Source organism: Aeromonas sp. 5HA1 (assembly GCF_029237245.1).
GTDB lineage: Bacteria > Pseudomonadota > Gammaproteobacteria > Enterobacterales > Aeromonadaceae > Aeromonas > Aeromonas salmonicida.
Genome location: NZ_JAACFW010000023.1, coordinates 38,416 through 56,100, shown reverse-complemented (window position 1 = coordinate 56,100; position 17,685 = coordinate 38,416). Strand labels below are relative to the sequence as shown.

Annotated in this window: 12 protein-coding genes; 9 read left to right on the top strand and 3 right to left on the bottom strand. The window is 59.2% G+C overall.

Annotation, left to right across the window (positions count from 1 at the left end; translation table 11 throughout):
- Positions 1-3 precede the first annotated feature (3 nt).
- Positions 4-1,050: an extracellular solute-binding protein gene (locus GWQ27_RS18255; RefSeq protein ID WP_275907974.1), complete on the bottom strand. Its 1,047-nt coding sequence runs from the start codon at positions 1,048-1,050 to the stop codon at positions 4-6.
- Between the two features lie 232 nt (positions 1,051-1,282).
- Between GWQ27_RS18255 and GWQ27_RS18250 the strand changes: the two genes are divergently transcribed.
- Entirely contained in the window at positions 1,283-2,047 is a 765-nt protein-coding gene (locus tag GWQ27_RS18250) for a UTRA domain-containing protein (protein ID WP_275907989.1), read from the top strand.
- A 142-nt stretch (positions 2,048-2,189) separates the two neighbouring features.
- Here GWQ27_RS18250 and GWQ27_RS18245 read toward each other — a convergent pair whose 3' ends face one another.
- Together GWQ27_RS18245 and GWQ27_RS18240 are read right to left on the bottom strand one after the other, a co-directional pair.
- Positions 2,190-2,954, bottom strand: coding sequence for a helix-turn-helix transcriptional regulator (locus GWQ27_RS18245; protein WP_005316617.1), 765 nt, complete (start codon positions 2,952-2,954; stop codon positions 2,190-2,192).
- 438 nt (positions 2,955-3,392) lie between these two features.
- Positions 3,393-4,307 (bottom strand): LysR family transcriptional regulator, encoded by a 915-nt coding sequence (locus tag GWQ27_RS18240; RefSeq protein WP_017411874.1) that lies wholly within the window; start codon positions 4,305-4,307, stop codon positions 3,393-3,395.
- 257 nt (positions 4,308-4,564) lie between these two features.
- Between GWQ27_RS18240 and GWQ27_RS18235 the strand changes: the two genes are divergently transcribed.
- The 8 genes from GWQ27_RS18235 to GWQ27_RS18200 all read left to right on the top strand — a co-directional run bounded on the left by GWQ27_RS18235 (position 4,565) and on the right by GWQ27_RS18200 (position 17,499).
- Positions 4,565-4,897, top strand: coding sequence for a hypothetical protein (locus GWQ27_RS18235; RefSeq protein WP_017411873.1), 333 nt, complete (start codon positions 4,565-4,567; stop codon positions 4,895-4,897).
- A gap of 30 nt (positions 4,898-4,927) precedes the next feature.
- Entirely contained in the window at positions 4,928-5,614 is a 687-nt protein-coding gene (locus tag GWQ27_RS18230; protein ID WP_021139925.1) for a pirin family protein, read from the top strand.
- A 40-nt stretch (positions 5,615-5,654) separates the two neighbouring features.
- Complete coding sequence (locus GWQ27_RS18225; protein ID WP_005316605.1) at positions 5,655-6,047, top strand: DoxX family protein; 393 nt, start codon at positions 5,655-5,657, stop codon at positions 6,045-6,047.
- A 236-nt stretch (positions 6,048-6,283) separates the two neighbouring features.
- Positions 6,284-9,688, top strand: a complete 3,405-nt coding sequence (gene recC / locus GWQ27_RS18220) for an exodeoxyribonuclease V subunit gamma (RefSeq protein WP_275907973.1) — start codon at positions 6,284-6,286, stop codon at positions 9,686-9,688.
- The gene (recB, locus tag GWQ27_RS18215; protein WP_275907972.1) at positions 9,688-13,308 is read left to right on the top strand and encodes an exodeoxyribonuclease V subunit beta; all 3,621 of its coding nucleotides are present in this window, start codon (positions 9,688-9,690) and stop codon (positions 13,306-13,308) included. Before recC ends, recB begins: the two co-directional genes overlap by 1 nt.
- Complete coding sequence (gene recD / locus GWQ27_RS18210) at positions 13,305-15,383, top strand: exodeoxyribonuclease V subunit alpha (protein WP_275907971.1); 2,079 nt, start codon at positions 13,305-13,307, stop codon at positions 15,381-15,383. Before recB ends, recD begins: the two co-directional genes overlap by 4 nt.
- 115 nt (positions 15,384-15,498) lie before the next feature.
- Positions 15,499-16,446, top strand: coding sequence for a hypothetical protein (locus GWQ27_RS18205; RefSeq protein WP_275907970.1), 948 nt, complete (start codon positions 15,499-15,501; stop codon positions 16,444-16,446).
- Between the two features lie 504 nt (positions 16,447-16,950).
- The gene (locus tag GWQ27_RS18200; RefSeq protein ID WP_111589440.1) at positions 16,951-17,499 is read left to right on the top strand and encodes a GNAT family N-acetyltransferase; all 549 of its coding nucleotides are present in this window, start codon (positions 16,951-16,953) and stop codon (positions 17,497-17,499) included.
- Positions 17,500-17,685: the final 186 nt, after the last annotated feature.

Below are 17,685 nucleotides of genomic sequence, written 5' to 3'. Positions count from 1 at the left end.
CCCTTACTGCATGTTGATCATGACGGTTTCCTGCCACTGGCGCGGCAGAGCCTTGGAGCTCTGCTCCCAGGCGGCATGATCCTGCACCGGCTTGGCATTGGCATACTGCTCGGCAGGCAACAGCTTGGCTTTCACGTCATCCGGCAATACCACATTGCTGCGGATGGGACGGGCGTAGCCACGGGCCAGGTTGATTTGACCTGCGTCCGAGAGGATGTATTCCCGCGCCAGCTTGGCGGCGTTGGGGTTCTTGGCCCACTTGTTGATGATGGTGGTATAGCCGGCGATGACGGAGCCGTCGTTCGGGATAACCACATCAAACTTCTTGGGGTCTATCTTGTCGCGGTAGTTGAGCGCGTTGAAGTCCCACAGCACGCCCACTTCCACTTCACCCTTCTCGATATTGGCGATGGAAGGGTCGTTCAGGGAGAGGCGTCCCTGTTTGGCCAGCTGGCCGAACAGCTCGAGCGCGGGTTTCAGGTTTTTCTCGCTGCCGCCGGTGGCATAGGCCGCCGCCAGCACGCCGTTGTTGGCCTGGGAAGCAACACCCACATCACCCAGGGTCACCTTGTAGTCACCGCCGAGCAGGGATTGCCAGCTGGTGGGGGCGGCCTTGACCAGATCCTTGTTGATCAGGAAGGCGATGGTGCCGGTATAGGCCAGCATCCAGTGACCGTCCGCATCCTTGGCCCAGTTTGGAATGTCTGCCCAGGTGGAAGGTTTGTAAGGCTGGGTAACCCCCTGCTTGACCGCGACCGGACCGAAGGCACCGCCCACGTCACCGATGTCGGCGGTGGCATTGACCTTCTCGGCGGCAAACTTGGCGATCTCCTGCGCCGAGCTCATGTCGGTATCCTGATGCTTGATGCCGTAGATATTGCCCAACTGCTGCCAGGTGTCCTTCCAGTTGGCCCAGCTGTCGGGCATGCCGATGCTGTGGAGCTGGCCTTCGCCGCGGGCGGCCTTCTCAAGATCCGCGATATTCTCGGCGGCAAACAGTGGTTGGCTGATGGCCACCAGGGCCAGTGCACTTGCGATCACGCTTTTCATCATCCCATCCCTCTGGACTAGGTCAGTTAAGGTTCGAGAGGGATGCTAGAGGGGGAATATGACGGTGGCGGGGCGTTTTGATGGCAGTTTGATGACAATTGGGCTGTCACGGCACTGTCATCCAGACGGGTTACAACTCAGGGCCAATAGACGCTGGTCTACTCCAGCGGTGAACAAACCTGAATGACCAAGGGATGTGACAGTGACTGAGTTGCGATTGAGCGAGCAGGGTATGGCCGCTGGCCGGAGCCCCTCCAAGTGTGAACAGATTTGCCAGACCCTGCGCCGCTATATCGGCAGCGGCCAGCTGGCGGCGGGGCAGCAGCTGCCCGCCGAACGGGCCTTGAGCGAGCGCTTCGCCACCACCCGCATCACCATCAAGGAGGCACTGTCGAGCCTGGAGGCGGATGGCCTTATCTACCGGGCCGAGCGGCGCGGCTGGTTCGTGGCACCGCCCAGACTTACCTATGATCCCGCCATCCATACCCATTTCCACCAGTGGATCGGCGAGCAGCAGCGAATCGCCGAGACCCGGGTGCTGGCCCACGGCAGCGTCCTGGCCAGCAGCGAGTTATGTCACTGGATGGGGCTGGATCCCTTCACGCCGCTTTACGAGATCCGCCGCCTGCGCCTGATCGACGATCGTCCCGTGCTCCATGTCAGCCACCATCTGCTGGCCAGTCGTTTTCCCGATATCGCCAGTGCGCCGCTGGCCAGCTCCCTCACCGAGCTTTATCAGCAGCGCTATGGCATAGGCCAGGGCGGGGCCAGCCTCGAGATCACCCCCTCGGCAGCGCGGGGCACCATAGCCCGCTCCCTCAATCTGGCGGAAGGGAGCCCTGTGCTGCGGCTGGTGCGGGTCAACTATGACGAGAGAGGGGGGCTGGTGGATTGCGATATTGAACACTGGCGGCCGGATGCCATACGTATCTGTCTGGATACGCGGGTGTTGCAGCCGGTCGCTGGCAGATCGCAGACAGTTCAACTCACAGACTAAAGGGGCGCCAGAGCACAGACGGGCACAGTGGCCATCCGTATCTGTCTGGATATGCGGGTGTTGCGGATAATGGCAGCAAGACGGTCTGAAGTGCCGCTATCAAGCTGATCAAATCAGACGGATCCCGCAGGATCCGCCGGGATCAGTTGTCGATATTGGGGATCAGATCGTCGAAGCTCTGATAACCGCAGTCCGCCAGCTGCAGCGACATTGTGTAGGTCTTGCTGCCCTCCCGCTGGCCGATGGCGGGGCGGTTGAGCTTGAGTTCCTGATGCCAGTACTCCTTCATCCGCTCGATCAGTGCCATGGCCTCGCTCTCGTCCAGATGAAGCTGGCACAGCGCCATGTAATTGTTGGACTTGTGCATGTTCTCCACCAGATAGTCCCCCAGCACCGACATGGCCTGGCGCGCCTGCTGGCGGGCGAAGCGACTGTGCTGCTCGAAGCTGATGCGCTCGCTGATGAGGAAGTGGTAGCTGTTGTCGATGCCGAGCTGCAAGATGCCGAGCTTCTCCAGTTTACGCAGGTAGAGGTAGCAGGAGGCATCGGTCAGGCTGTACTCCCGCTTGAGATCGATCAGGGTCTTGTCGCGCCAGAAGATGTTGGCGAGAAAGGCATAAAGCCCCGGCTCCTTGTGAAACGCCTCGTCCTGCTCCTGGGTGAAGACGGCCCGGCGGCTCTGGGCATCCTGGGTACGGTCCAGCAGCTCCTCGAACGAGAGTCCCACCAGGTGGCAGATCTCCAGCAGAGTATCGAACGGCAGGGAGGGCTTGTTCATCATGCGTTTGACGGTGGCGATGGAGACGCCCATGGCTTCTGCCAGGGTCTGATAGCGGATCCCCTTGTCGGTCAGGGTCTTCTTCAGGGTGTCGAGAATGTGGTTGGCCAGGGTCTGGCTATAGGTCATGCAACTATTCCTTTATCTGCATCTTTATGTTGTGTCAGAAACTGAGTTCTTTTCTGGTTATGGGCTCAGATATTGACACTTAAAAAAACCAGAGGAAATAAACCCGTTGAAAACGATTGAAATGGCCAGACCAGTTAGCGATGAAGGTTGCAGATAGTGATACTCAGCGGTGCATATCCTTCAACCGTTCAACATTTTACTGGTGATGCATAAAACATCGCGCATAATTCAAAACGAATCGGATTCAAGACCTTCCTGGTTGAGAAAACGATTGTTTGCTTCCAATTTAAGGGTTTTTTAAACCGCAAGGTTTTTATTCTTTCCTGGCATTGAGCGGAACTCGCAAGAGGTCCGCTTTTTTTCTTTTCCCCGAATTTGAGCCCGCCGTCAAGCAGAGGCGATCGCCGCCTCCGTTTGTCATGCTGAGTGTTCCCCCTCTTACTCTCCCTTGCAGGGAAACAGTTTGGGGATCTCCCGCACCAGCCAACTCTTGGCCTTGCCCATGGTATCGCGCCGCCAGGCCAGCACGACCTGGATCTGGTGACGATATTCGGGGCTGATCACCTTGAGCCGGCCGGCCTTGATGTCCTCTTCTATCCAGCTCAGTGGCATGGTGCCGACGCCGATCCCCGCCAGCAGGGCATCACGCTTCTCTGTCATTGTGCTGACGGTGAGGCGTGGCTGTTTGTCGAGCAGGCGATAGGTGAGCACGGGTTTGCGCAGTGCAGAGTCGGCTACCGCTATGGCGCGGTAGCGGCGCAGCGTCTCGTCCGCCAGGGGCTCGGGCTCCCGGTGCAGTGGGTGATCCGGGTGGGCGACATAGAGCATCACCTCTTCCTGCAGCGCCTGATGTTTGATGCCGGTCATCATGATGTCAGGGTTGAGAGAGGAAATGAGCAGGTCTGCGCGGCCATCTTCCAGACACTCCCAGCTGCCCGCCAGCACTTCGGCGCGAAACCTCAATCGGGTATCCGTCAGCTCGGCCAGTCTTTCAACCAGGGGATAGAGCGCCTGTACCGGCACCAGGGCATCAACGGCTATGGTGATGTCGGTTTCCCAGCCCCGGGCCAGCGCCCGGGTTTCGCCCACCAGATGTTCGGCCGCCTCCAGCAGAACCCGGCCCCGCTCCAGCAGCATGCGGCCGGCCGGGGTGAACTTGGTTCTGTGGCCGCTGCGATCAAACAGCATGGCGTCCAGCTCGTCTTCCAGCTTCTGTACCGTGTAGCTCAGCGCCGAGGGGACCTTGCCCAGCTCGTCGGCGGCCGCCGCGAAGCTGCCACGGCGATCGATGGCGTCCAGCACCCGGATCGCCTCCAGGGTCAGCGCCCGTTCCTTGTTCGATTCCTTGGCCATTTCATACCTTCAATTTTTTTGAACATGTTTGCCAGTTTATCTCGCTAACAACTTAGGCCAAGTCACTTTAATATTCAATCAACGCTTAGGCAGGAAGGCCTAGCGGCCAAATAAAAGGTAGTTCCGGGCTGTGACATCGTAAATCAGGATGTCTGACTTCGGTGAAAGAACAACACACTATTTGAATAACCTCTTGCACGGATGCATTGATTCTGGCCAAACCGGCCCAGGCAATGACACAAATACCAAGAGAGTAAATGAACATGAAAAACGTAATCAAGATGTTGGCCGTTGCAGGCCTGATGACCGCAGGTTTTGCACAGGCTTCTGTTCCTGCCGACCTCAATGCCGCACCGGGCGTGCTGTTTGTAAACTGGCATGCAACCGCTGCGATGGATGGCAAGGCCAACCCCATGCTGGAAGTGCGCGATGAGTCCGGTGATCTGGTTGCCTCTGTCCACGCCAATCTGATGGGCGCTCAGCAGGTGAAGATACCAAGCCGCACTCAGGGCAACCTGACCGTCAGCCTGGGTGATCAGAGCAGTGACTACCGCATCCCGTTCGGTCTGGGTGACGGCCGCCAACGTTAATCGACCTATTTGGTACGTGAGGAGCACACCATGATGCAATTGAGAGCCGCAGAAGCGCGCGGCAAGGCCAACTTCGGCTGGCTGGATGCGCGCCACAGTTTTTCGTTCGGGCACTACTATGACCCGGACTGGATGGGACACTCGGTGCTGCGGGTCATCAACCAGGATCTGGTGTCACCCGGTGGCGGCTTCGCCACTCACCCTCACGCCAACATGGAAATTCTGACCTGCGTACTGAGCGGCACCATAGAGCACAAGGACAGCCTCGGCCACGCCGAGCAGATACCGGCAGGGGATTTCCAGCTGATGAGCGCAGGGTCCGGCATCCGGCACAGCGAGTACAACCCCTCGCAGACGGAGCCGCTCTCCCTGTTGCAAATCTGGATCGAGCCGAACGAACACGGCACGGCCCCCGGTTATCAGCAGAAGAAGATTGAAGCCAACCCGGGATTGACGCTGGTCGCATCACCGGATGGCGAAGCAGGATCCTTCAGGATCCGCCAGCAGGCCCGTGTATGGCAGTTGCAGCTCGAACCCGGCGAGAGTCTCACCTGGGCGCTGGCTGGCCGACACGGTTATCTGCAGATGATTTCAGGGGAGCTGACCGCCAACGGTCTGGCTGCCCGACCCGGCGACGGGGTACTCAGTCGTGATGAACCCAAATGGGATCTGGTGGCAACGAGTGCCAGCCAAGCCCTGTTATTTGACCTACCCTGAAGCAGTCAGCGGTGATTTGACGTAAAACGAGGAATTTGAAATGGACAAGATGAAAGATATGGCACTGCTGGTGGGTCGTGTACTGCTGGCGCTGATGTTTGTGATGGCAGGCTGGAGCAAGATCGGCGGTTATGCCGGTACTCAGGGTTATATGGAAGCCATGGGCGTACCCGGGTTCATGTTGCCGCTGGTAATTTTGCTTGAGCTGGGTGGTGGTCTGGCGGTGGTCTTGGGCCTGTTTACCCGCAGCATCGCCGTATTGCTGGCCGGTTTTACCCTGATGGCCGCCTTTATTTTCCACTATCAGCCTGCGGATCAGATGCAGATGTTGATGTTTATGAAGAACGTCTCGGTGGCCGGTGGTTTCCTGGCCCTGGCGGCGGCCGGTGCAGGGGCCTTCAGTCTGGATGCCCGCCTCGGCAAGAACTGGTAATACCCGGATAGCGAGAGTTTTCCAACGCCTTTTGGCCGGTGCAACTGCACCGGCTTTTTTGTGCCCGGGACAAATGTGCGACCACCCGCATATTCTGCCGCCGGCGCCATCAGGGGCAACAAGCGCCTTTTGCATCTTCCCCCCCGATCCCTGACAATCTCATTTCGTGTGAAGTGACGGGAATCGCTCATCTTTTTCCGTGCTCACCCCCTCGTTTGAATTGGCGGGAGTCGTCCATGTTTACCCTTTACCACTCCAATCATCTGGATCTGCTCAAGGAGCTGCTGGTCAACCACATCCGGCAGGCACCTCTCGCTCACCCTTTCGAGCAGGAACAGATCCTGGTGCAGAGTCCTGGCATGGCCCAGTGGCTCAAGCTGGAACTGGCCAAGGCATTCGGCATCGCCGCCAATATCGAATTTCCGCTTCCCGCCAGCTTTATCTGGGAGATGTTCACCCGGGTGCTGGCGGATGTGCCGCGCCAGAGCCCCTACAACAAGGGCGCCATGAGCTGGCAGCTGATGACCATTTTGCCCGCCCTGCTGGGCAGGCCCGCCTTCGCACCGCTCGCCGCCTATCTGGGCGGTGGGGATGAGCAAGATCCTGCCGGGGATCCCGAACAGGTGCGACTGTGGCAGCTCTGCCAGAAGGTGGCGGATCTGTTCGACCAGTATCTGGTTTACCGGCCTGACTGGATCGCTCGCTGGGAAGAGGGGGAAGGGCTGGTCGGAACAGGGAGTCAGGATCTGGCCGGAGTGAGTGGCCAGGATTGGCAGCCCGAACTGTGGCGCGAGCTGGTGGCCCGCACCCTGGCACTGAGCCCCAGCGGCTACCACAGAGCCAACCTCTACGAGGAGTTCATCCACGAGCTGCAACGTACCCGGGATCTGCCGGGCAAGCTGCCCCAGCGGGTCTTCGTGTTCGGCATCTCGGCGCTGCCGCCGCGCTATGTGGAGGCGCTGCTGGCCCTTGGCAGCCGACCGGAGGTGGAGGTGCACCTGTTCGTCACCAATCCCTGCCGCTACTACTGGGGGGATCTGCTCGATCGCAAAACCCTGGCGCGGCTGGAGAACAAGCTCAAACCGGGCACGGACCTCGACACCCTGCAGGGGCCCGCCAACCCGCTGCTCGCCTCCATGGGCAAGCTGGGGCGTGACTATCTGCACCAGCTGATGGAGCTGGAGGTGCCACAAATCGAGGCCTTCGTCGATATCGACGAGGTGGACGCCAGTGGCAATGTCAGGCTGCTGCGCGCCATCCAGAAGGATGTGTTGGAGCTGGGTTCGCGGGGCGAGGGCCAGTTCGATCTCGACAGCAGCCACCACAAGAGCCCCATCAGCCCGGCGGATGGATCCTTGCAGATCCACGCCTGCCACGGCCCGATGCGGGAACTCGAAGTGCTGCACGACCGGCTGCTGGCGCTGTTCGAGCAGGACTCGTCCCTCACCCCGAAAGATGTGGTGGTGATGATGCCGGATGTGAACAGCTACGGCCCCTACATTCAGGCGGTGTTTGGGGCGCGGGGCCAGATCCCGTTCGCGGTATCGGATCGGGCGGCGAGTCAGGAGAGCCCGCTGCTGCAAAGCTTTCTCGCCCTGTTGCACCTGCCGAGCGCCCGCCTCGGCGCCGGTGAGCTGCTCGCCATTCTCGAGGTGCCCGCCGTGCTGCGCCGCTTCGAGCTGGATGACGACGAGTTCAACCAGCTGCGGGTCTGGGTGCAGGAGACCGGCATCCGCTGGGGGTTGGATGATGCCTACCCCGTCCGTTTCGATCTGCCGCCCATGTCCGGCAACAGCTGGCTGTTCGGCCTGCGCCGCATGTTGCTGGGCTTTGCCATGGGGGATGGGGAGCCGGTGGCGGGCATGTCGTTCTGCGCCGATCATGGTGCAGGGCAGCAGGGCGCTGTGGCCAGCATATTGCCCTATGCCGAGATCGAAGGTCAGCAGGGCCTGGCCCTTGGCAAGCTGGCCTGGTTTGTCGACTCCCTGGCGGAGTTTCTGCCTCGTTTGCAGCGTGAGCAGAGCCTGCCCGAGTGGTCAGCCTGCCTCCTTGATTTGCTGGATCGCTTCTATCTGGCCGACGAGGAAGAAGAGCGCCTGCTGCAACTGATCCGCAGCCAGCTGGCCGAGTGGCAGACCCAGCTCGGCGAGGCCCGCTTCGATCAGCCCATCACCGCCGACCTGCTGCAAGATTACCTCGGCAAGGTACTGGGGGAGTCCCGCTCCAGTCAGCGCTTCCTCGCCGGTCAGGTCAACTTCTGTACCCTGATGCCGATGCGCTCCATCCCCTTCAAGCAGGTCTGCCTGCTCGGCATGAACGACGGCGTCTACCCGCGTACTCTCGCTCCCATGGGGTTCGATCTGATGGCGGTGGCGTCGCGGCGCGGGGATCGCTCGCGCCGCGATGACGACCGCTACCTGTTCCTGGAGGCGCTGCTCAGCGCCCAGCAGGGGCTCTATATCAGCTATCAGGGCTTCAGCGCTCAGGACAACAGCGACAAGGTGCCGTCCGTCTTGCTGGCGGAGCTGATCGATTATGTACGTCAGGGCTTCGTGCTGGCGGGGGATGAGGCGCTCGACGACGAGACCTCCGGCGAGCGGCTGCTCAAGCACCTGGTGGTCGAGCACCCGCTCACCCCCTACAGCCGCAGCTACTTCTATCCGGAAGCAGAGTCCCGCCTCTTTACCTATGCCGCCGACTGGCTGCCCGCCCTCAATCCGGTGCGTGGTGCCGCCAACTTCCAGAGTGGCGAGCTGCCATTGCCGCCCGAATGGGGGAGAGAGCAGGGGCTGGAGCTGGCGGAGCTGCTGCGCTTCTATCGCCAGCCCGCCAAGTATTTCCTCAACCGCCGCCTCAAGGTGTGGTTTGAACTCAACGAAGCCAATATCGAAGACAGCGAGCCATTCGAGCTGGACGGTCTGCAGCACTATCAGCTCAAGGCCCTGCTGCTCGATTCCCATCTGGCCGAGGGTGACAGTGCGGTGCGGCGTGAGCGGTTGCAGCTCACCGGCCTGCTGCCCCAAGGCTGGTTCGGCAGCCTGCTGCTGGATGATCTGGACGCCGAGATGGGCAAGCTGGCGGAGCGCCTGCGCCCCTGGGTCAGTGAAAAACAGGCGGTGGAGATCGATATTTCCCTGGCCCAGGGCCAGCTGCAAGGGTGGATCGACACCCAGAAGGGGCGCTTGCTGGTGGTGAAACCCGGCAGCTTCAACGGCAAGGATCTGCTGCTGGGCTGGATCCAGCACCTCTGCCTCTGCCTGAGCGACGCTCCCGGTGACACCCTGCTGTTCGATGCCAAACAGAGTCTGCGGCTGCCCAAGCTCTCGGCCGATGAGGCGCGGCCCAAGTTGGCGGCGCTGGTGGCGCTCTGGGCGCAGGGGATGAAGCGGCCGCTGCCGTTTTTCCCCAACACCGCCTGGGATTGGCTCAAGGCGATGGAGAAGGAGCCTGACAAACCGGATGCCGCCGACAAGGCGGCCATCACCCGTTTCAACGGCGGCTGGATGGTGACCGGTGAGGGGCAGGATGTTTACGTTGCCCGCTGTTTCCCCGAACTGGATGAAGCCGTGCTGAGCCAGTTGCAGGTGCTGGCCCGCGAGCACCTGACCCCGCTGCTCAAGACCCTGGAGGAGCTGAAATAATGGCTAACCCGCTCAATACCCTGCGCTTTCCCCTCCACGGTGAACGACTGATCGAAGCCTCTGCCGGTACCGGCAAGACCTACACCATAGCCGGTCTCTACCTGCGGTTGCTGTTGGGTCACGGCCCGCTTATCGAAGAGGGGGCGGATGCCGGTCAGCCCAGCGCCCACGAACGGCCACTCTCTGTGACCGAGATCCTGGTGGTGACCTTTACCGAAGCGGCCACCGCCGAACTGCGCGGGCGGATCCGCGCCCGCATCCACGAGGCGCGCCTCGCGTTTTTGCGTGGTGAGAGCAAGGATGTGCTGCTGACCCAGCTGCTTGAAGAGGTGGAGGACCACGAACTGGCGGCCCGTCGCCTGCTGGCCGCCGAGCGGCAGATGGACGAGGCGGCTGTCTTTACCATCCACGGCTTCTGCCAGCGGATGCTCAAGCAAAACGCCTTCGAGTCGGGCGCCCTCTTTGAAACCGAATTTCTCACCGATGACAGCCAGCTCAGGCTGCAGGCGGTGAGTGACTACTGGCGCGCCGAGTTCTATCCGGTGGATAAAACCCTGGCCAGTTCGGTGCGTGCGCTCTGGCCGAGCCCCGCCGCCCTGCTGCGGGAGATGAGCAGCTGGCTCGACAACAGCGAGCTGGAGATACTGCCTGCGCTGGGGGATGAGACTCTTGCCGCTCGTCATCAGGCGGCCATGGCCCGTATCGAGGCGGTGAAAAATGGCTGGCTGGCGCAAGGGGACGAGATCCGCCGCCAGACAGAGGGGCAAATCAAGCTCTATACCGGCAAGAACTACGAAGGCTGGCTCGCCAAGATCGGGGACTGGGCGCAGGATCCGACCAGCGGTTATAACCTGCCCAAGGATCTCGAGCGCTTCGGCCAGGAAACATTGGAGGCCAAGCTGAGCAAGGGGAAGGCGTTACCAACCCTGCCGCTGTTCAGCCAGATCGACGAACTGCTGGCGAGCCGCCCCGGTATTCGTGACCTTATCCTGCAACGGGCGGCCAGGGTGGTGCGCAGCCGGATGCAGGCGAGCAAGCGGCAGGCTCATCAGCTCTCGTTCGATGACCTGCTCAAGGATCTCGACGGGGCGCTCGGCTCCAGTCTTGGCGAGCGGCTCTGCGATCGGATCCGCGCCACCTATCGGGTGGCGATGATCGATGAATTTCAGGATACCGACCCCCAGCAGTACCGCATCTTCCACCGGCTTTACGGCGGTCACAAAGACACGGCGCTGTTGATGATCGGTGACCCTAAACAGGCCATCTACGGCTTTCGCGGCGCCGACATCTTTACCTACATTCAGGCGCGGCGAAATGTGAGCGCCCACTACACCCTCGGGCGCAACTGGCGCTCCAGCAGTGCGCTGGTGGGGGCGGTCAACGGCCTGTTCGAGCGGGCCAAGGATCCCTTCATCTACGAGGCGGATATCCCCTTCCTGCCGGTGGATGCCAAAGGAAAAGATGAATCGCTTCTGATCGATGACCAACCTGCACCCGTGCTGCACTGCTGGCAGCTGACCGGTCAGCCCACCTTCAATCGGGGGGATTACCAGAGCAAGATGGCTCGCGCCACCGCCGCCGAGATCCACCGCCTGCTGACCCTCGCCCGCGAAGGCAAGGCAAAGATAGGTGATCAGGCGGTGAAGGCGGGGGATATCGCCGTGCTGGTGCGTACCGGTGCCGAGGGCAAGCTGGTGCAGCAGGAGCTGGCGCGCCTCGCCATCGCCTCTGTCTATCTGTCGAACCGCGAGAGCGTGCTGGAGCAGGTGGAGGCGCGGGAGATACTGCTGATTTTGCACGCCTGCCAGAACCCGAGCGAAGAGCGTAGCCTTAGGGCGGCGCTCGCCACCGGCCTGTTTGATCTGGATGCCAGGGCGCTCGATGGGCTGGCCAGCGACGAGCGGGCCTGGGAGAGCGCAGTGCAGGAGTTTATGGAGTACCGATCGATCTGGCATCGCCGCGGCGTGCTGGCCATGCTGCGGGCCCTGCTGCACAGGCGCAATCTCGCTTCCTCCCTGCTGGCGAGCCCCTATGGGGAGCGGCGGCTGACCAACTTCCTCCATCTGGCTGAGCTGCTGCAACAGGTGAGCAGCGAGCTGGATGGGGAATATGCCTTGCTGCGCTGGCTGGGGGAGGCGGTGAGCCGCCCGAGCGGCCAGGATGCGGAACAGGTACTGCGGCTCGAATCCGAGCGCAAATTGGTGCAGATAGTCACCATCCACAAATCCAAGGGGCTGGAGTACCCGCTGGTGTTCCTGCCCTTTATCTGCAGCCACAGAACCGCCGAGACCCCGCTCTATCACGAGGCGGACGAGGTGGGCAATCGCACCATTCTCGATCTGACCGGCGCCGAGGGTTCCTTGGCGGAAGCGGACAAAGAGCGCCTTGCCGAAGATTTGCGGCTGCTCTACGTGGCGCTGACCCGGGGCGTCTATGCCACCTGGCTGGGGCTGGCACCGGTGCGGGCCGGTAACGGCAAGTCGGAGAAGACAGACCTGCACCACACCGCCATTGGCTATCTGCTGCAAAAGGGCGAAGAGGGGGATGCCGAGACACTGGCGACCGCCCTGACCGAGCTGTCGCAGGCGCTGCCCGGTGTGGCTGTCGGTGAGCCCTCGCTCACCCGTCCGGCACCGCTGCCAGTGGAGCAGGAGCAGCTTGGCGAGCCGCAGGTGCGCCGCTTTACCGGTTCCCTCGAACGGGACTGGTGGATCAGCTCCTACTCGGGTCTGGCGGCGCAAGGAAATGGTCACAGCAAGGGCGTGCTGGCCAATCCCGGCTTCGATGACGAGGTCGCCACAGAGTTGGCGAGCACGGCTGCCTTGCTGGCCGAGTCGGGGGAGGTGGCAGCGCCTGAGCCCTCCATCTTCACCTTCCCGAAGGGGGCACGCCCCGGCACCCTGCTGCACAGCCTGTTCGAGACCATCGATTTTCAGAGCGCGGGTGGCGAGTCGCTGACCCACCATATCGCCACCCTGCTGGCGCAGGATGGCTTCGACGAGGACTGGGCGTCCGTGCTGCAACAGCAGGTGGAGGCAGTGCTCGATACCCCGCTTGAAACAGGCTTTGGCGAGCCGGTGCGACTGCGGGATCTGGCCCCCGAGCGCAAACAGGTGGAGCTGGAGTTCTTCCTGCCCATGGGGCGGGTGACGGCACCGGCGCTGACGGCGCTCTGCCAGCAGCACGACCCGCTGTCGCGGGGCAACAAACCGCTCAGCTTTGCCACAGTGCAGGGGATGCTCAAGGGCTTTATCGATCTGGTGTTCGAGTGGCAGGGGCGCTGGTATCTGCTCGACTACAAATCAAACCACCTCGGCATGAGCCCCGCCGATTACAACCGACCGGTGCTGGAGCAGGCGATGGCCGAGCACCGCTACGACCTGCAATACCAGCTCTACTCGCTGGCATTGCACCGGCTGCTCACCCTGCGCCTGCCGGGCTACGACTTCGAGCAGCACTTTGGCGGGGTCTTCTATCTGTTCCTGCGCGGCATGCCGCAGGGGGGCATCTTCCATACCCGCCCGAGCCGTGAACTGGTACTGGGGCTGGATCGGTTGTTTAGCGAAGGCAGTGAGCCGCCAGCAGCGGGATCCCACCCATTGAACGAGGTAGAGGCATGAGCGACACCATGATCAGCACAGTGACCAGCGCCATCATGATCGAACGGTTGAAAGCACTGGCACTGACGGGGCGCATTCGCCAGCTGGATCTGCAATTTGCCAAGCTGGTGGCCGATCTTGGCGGCAGCCCCGAGCTGGTGTTGGGGGCGGCGCTCACTTGCTTCGAGCTGGGGCGCGGCCATGTTTGCCTGCCGCTGGCGATGCTGACGCATTCCGGTAACGAAAAGGGATCCCTGCGCCCGTTCGGGCTGGATCCCCAGCAGAGCCGGGATCTGCTGGTGGATCTGGCGGATCCTGCCAGTTGGCCCGCCCTGTTTGTGGCCAGCCCCTTGGTTGGTACGGAACAGGATGAGGGGCTCGCTCCGCGCTGGCCGCTGCGGCTGTGGCACGGGCGGCTCTACCTCACCCGCTACCACGACTTTGAGCTGGGGGTGGCCCGCCATCTGCGCGCCCTGAGTGAACGCGCCGAATGGCCCGAGATAGCTCCGGCCCTGTCGCGGCTGTTTGCCCGCGACTACGGGCTTGTGTTCGGGGCGCTGCTCAAAGCCCGCCTCGCCCCCGACTTCTCGACCCGCCACTTTATCGAGAAGTATCTCGATCTGGTGTTCCCGAGCGAGGTGGATTGGCCCGCCATCGAGGCATTGCTGGCCAGCGCCCAGGCGGCGAGCGACTTGAGCAAGCTGGATACGCTGGTACCCGAGGCGCTCTGTTGCAACGGCCAGAAGCTGGCGGCGGCCACCGCGGCGGCGCGCCCCTTTGCGGTGATCTCCGGCGGCCCCGGCACCGGCAAGACCACGACTGTGGCCAAACTGCTCGCCATTCTGGTGGAGACCGGCCTGCAAGCAGGCAAGGCCCCGGCGATCCGGCTGGTGGCCCCCACCGGCAAGGCGGCGGCCCGCCTCACCGAGAGTATCGGCTCTGCCTTGCAGGCTCTCGATCTGCCCCCCGAGTGGGTCGAAGCCATTCCCACCGAAGCGGGCACCCTGCACCGGCTGCTCGGGGTCATTCCGGGTCGCAGCCAGTTCCGCCACCACGCGGGCAACCCGCTACACCTCGACTTGCTGGTGGTGGATGAGGCCTCCATGGTCGATTTGCCGATGATGGCCCGCCTGCTCGATGCGCTGCCCAGCCACGCCCGCCTGATCCTGCTTGGCGACAAGGATCAGCTCGCCTCGGTGGAGGCTGGGGCCGTGCTCGGCGATATCTGCAGCTTTATCGAACAGGGCATCAGCCCCGCGCAGGCGGATTGGCTCTCCCGCCAGACCGGCTACCGCTTGCAGGGCTCGCCCGCGGGTGCTCCGGTGCGTGACAGCCTCTGTTTGCTGGCCAAGAGCTGGCGCTTTGATCAGCACTCTGGCATCGGCCAGCTGGCGCGCGCCTGCAACAGCGGCGATGCCACGGCGGTGGAATCAGTCTGGGGCATGGGCTTTGCCGATATCAGCCTGCACCCCTGGTCGGGGGAGGCCTACGATGCCCTGATTGCCCAGGGGGTGGCCGGTTACGGCAGCTATCTGAAGGCGGCCCGCGCGGGGGAGGCGCCCGCCACCGTATTCAAGGCATTCAACAGCTTCCAGATCCTCTGCGCCCTGCGGGGCGGCCCGTTCGGGGTGCTGGGGCTTAACGAGCGGCTCGAACTGGCCCTGTCACGGGCCGGCCTGATTGCCCGCGATGGCGACTGGTATGCCGGTCGCCCTGTGATGGTGGTGCGCAACGATCACGGCGTCGGCCTCTACAACGGCGATATGGGGCTCTGCCTGCCGGATGAAAGCGGGCGGTTAAAGGTATGGTTTGAGCAGCCGGACGGCACCCTGCGGGCGCTTTTGCCCAGCCGCTTGCCACCCCACGAGACTGTCTACGCCATGACCATCCACAAATCCCAGGGCTCCGAGTTTGCCCATACAGTGCTGGTGCTGCCCGACAGCCCCAGTCCCCTGCTGACCCGCGAGCTGGTCTATACCGGCATCACTCGCGCCAAGGCGCGCCTCGACCTCTATGGCGATCGTGCCCTGTTGGCACAAGCTGTGCGGAAAAAGACCGAGCGTTATTCCGGATTGGCGGAGAGGTTGGGGGAGTAATTGATGGCGGCGGTGAAGGGATTTGTTGCCGTTTGATTAGGTTTCACTAATTCTAATCAGACTTTCAACAGTAGAGTGTTTTTTATAAAAAAACCACATGAGGAATTTTAATATCATGGCGAAGTCAGGTGATGATCTTGAAAAAATAGTTGAGTTAATAGAGAGATCAATATCTCCAAGCTCACTTATTCGGCAGAATGTTATGTTGCCTGTTCTTACTTCACAAGTCGACAGAACTAGACAATGTGATGTCGTGATTGAGAGTGGGCCTGAATTTCGTCGTAGCATGACAATTGTTGAGGTTCAGGATAGAAAATCGCAAGTCAACATCGGAGCATTTAATGATTGGCTACAAAAACTAGATGATGTGGGTGCGAATTGTTTAATTTGTATTTCAAGAAAAGAGTTTCCTGAGAGTGTAAAGGAAATCGCTCGGTTTCACGGACAGAGGGTTCTTTTAATAAACTTAAAAGAAGCGATGCCAGACTCATTGCCATTAAATTTTCTTTCTTTCTACGTCAAATATGAAAATGTTAGTATAACTGCTATTTCTAGTGTGAGCTGTTGCGTAGAAAGAGGTAGTGTTGATTTATCATTATTAGACACCAAAGAAATACAATCTAATGAAAAAATATGGTCAAGGGATAAACTAGAAAAGTTATCTATTGTAGAAGTTCTTTCACCGTTGATAAAAGAACTTCATCTAGACTTTAAGGGAGCAATTGAGGGTGTTGCTGCATTCACCTTTGAGAGTGACAGGCGCTTAGTTCTTTATGTATTCATAAATGGCAGATTCATTAGAGTTGGGGTTAACATCAAAGTAAATTACACCTATGATAATCATTTTCTTCCTATGACTGTATCTAGTTACGAGCAAATTAATCATGGGGTATTGGCTTGGGTTTTTGAAATAGAGCATGTTACTAGTGATGGAAAAATAAAAACTAAAGTTCCAGTTGTTAAACATGGTGACAGTGCCTATAGAATGTTAGATGTCATAAATTCAACTGACTTTAATTCTCAAGTGATTTTGAAGTGTATAGAGACTGACCCAATATTATAAGGTTGAATTAGTGAAAAATTAATGTTTTTATACAGAGCTACTTATCACCTGACACGTATCACATACTTTTTCTCCCCCTCATCCCCAACCCTTATTCCGCAAGGGGAGAAGGGATATTGGGCTCCTTTTGATATATTTTTCACCACTGGTTTATCTGGCATTTGTAGGTTTGATTAGCGAAATGTAATTGAACATCGTGTAATCGAAAAATCGTGCAATCAGCCACTCCCTAACCTCCCCCATTGTCAACACCATATCCCCGATGCTGCATAATCCCCTCTCCCTGTGGGAGAGGGCAGGGTGAGGGAGCGGGTTGCCACAATGCCCACTTCGCCCACTTGGTAAAATCGGGTAGGGTGCAATGAACGAAGTGAATTGCACCGCTGCTATTTATCTGCCAAAAGGTGTATGCGATTAGCTTATTACACCCTACCTACTGACATTAATCTGAGGTTCAGGTTAAAGTGATAAGATTAAATCAGATTAACAATCCTGGTGATTAATATGAGCATTGCTTTTGAAAAAGCGACTTTGCAGCATAAAGAGCAGGTCTTGAGTTGGCTAAATAAACCTTACGTCCAAGAGTTTTGGGACAACAGTGATGCCTATCGAGAAGATCTTGATATCTTTATGAAAGGCCGAAAAATAACAAGCCCTTATTTTGATGGAATATTTGATTATTGGATTGGGTGTAAAAATGGTGAGCCATTTTGCCTCATGATGTCAAATAAAATATCGGAAGGTGATGAAATTCCCGATCTCTGGAAATCGTATCTATCAAAAACAGGAAGTACTGTCAGCCTGGATTTTATGATCGGTGAGGAAGGTTTCCTTGGAAAAGGACTTGCAGCCATAGCAATCAACGAGTTCATCACGTTTTTCCGTTCAACAATAGATGCTACAGCGGATACGTTTATCATCGATCCGGAACGAGACAATAAAAAAGCGTTACGGGCGTATGAAAATGCAGGTTTTGTAAAGGCTGGAGAGTTTTTAGCTATTTCTGGTGTTTTTGAAGGTTATGAGACGATACTCATGACGAAAAAAGTTTAAGTTTCGTACTGCTACACATCATGTACATGACCTTAAGATAATTCATTAGGTAAAACACCCTCCAAAGTCCTATTTAGCATTTATTTTCTCTGGTTGGTTTGGCGGGGGGTTACGCCTGCGCATCCCAACCTTTCCCCTATGCTCCTTGTCGCCATATTTGCTGACTACGGCAATGAGATTGTCCCT

What these genes read in the sequence shown, in the direction of transcription:
- GWQ27_RS18235 (WP_017411873.1), top strand. Translation starts at nt 4,565, where the DNA reads ATGAACATGAAAAACGTAATCAAGATGTTGGCCGTTGCAGGCCTGATG.
- recD (WP_275907971.1), top strand. Translation starts at nt 13,305, where the DNA reads ATGAGCGACACCATGATCAGCACAGTGACCAGCGCCATCATGATCGAA.
- recC (WP_275907973.1), top strand. Translation starts at nt 6,284, where the DNA reads ATGTTTACCCTTTACCACTCCAATCATCTGGATCTGCTCAAGGAGCTG.
- GWQ27_RS18200 (WP_111589440.1), top strand. Translation starts at nt 16,951, where the DNA reads ATGAGCATTGCTTTTGAAAAAGCGACTTTGCAGCATAAAGAGCAGGTC.
- GWQ27_RS18230 (WP_021139925.1), top strand. Translation starts at nt 4,928, where the DNA reads ATGATGCAATTGAGAGCCGCAGAAGCGCGCGGCAAGGCCAACTTCGGC.
- GWQ27_RS18240 (WP_017411874.1), bottom strand. Translation starts at nt 4,307, where the DNA reads ATGGCCAAGGAATCGAACAAGGAACGGGCGCTGACCCTGGAGGCGATC.
- GWQ27_RS18255 (WP_275907974.1), bottom strand. Translation starts at nt 1,050, where the DNA reads ATGAAAAGCGTGATCGCAAGTGCACTGGCCCTGGTGGCCATCAGCCAA.
- GWQ27_RS18250 (WP_275907989.1), top strand. Translation starts at nt 1,283, where the DNA reads ATGGCCGCTGGCCGGAGCCCCTCCAAGTGTGAACAGATTTGCCAGACC.
- GWQ27_RS18205 (WP_275907970.1), top strand. Translation starts at nt 15,499, where the DNA reads ATGGCGAAGTCAGGTGATGATCTTGAAAAAATAGTTGAGTTAATAGAG.
- GWQ27_RS18225 (WP_005316605.1), top strand. Translation starts at nt 5,655, where the DNA reads ATGGACAAGATGAAAGATATGGCACTGCTGGTGGGTCGTGTACTGCTG.
- recB (WP_275907972.1), top strand. Translation starts at nt 9,688, where the DNA reads ATGGCTAACCCGCTCAATACCCTGCGCTTTCCCCTCCACGGTGAACGA.
- GWQ27_RS18245 (WP_005316617.1), bottom strand. Translation starts at nt 2,954, where the DNA reads ATGACCTATAGCCAGACCCTGGCCAACCACATTCTCGACACCCTGAAG.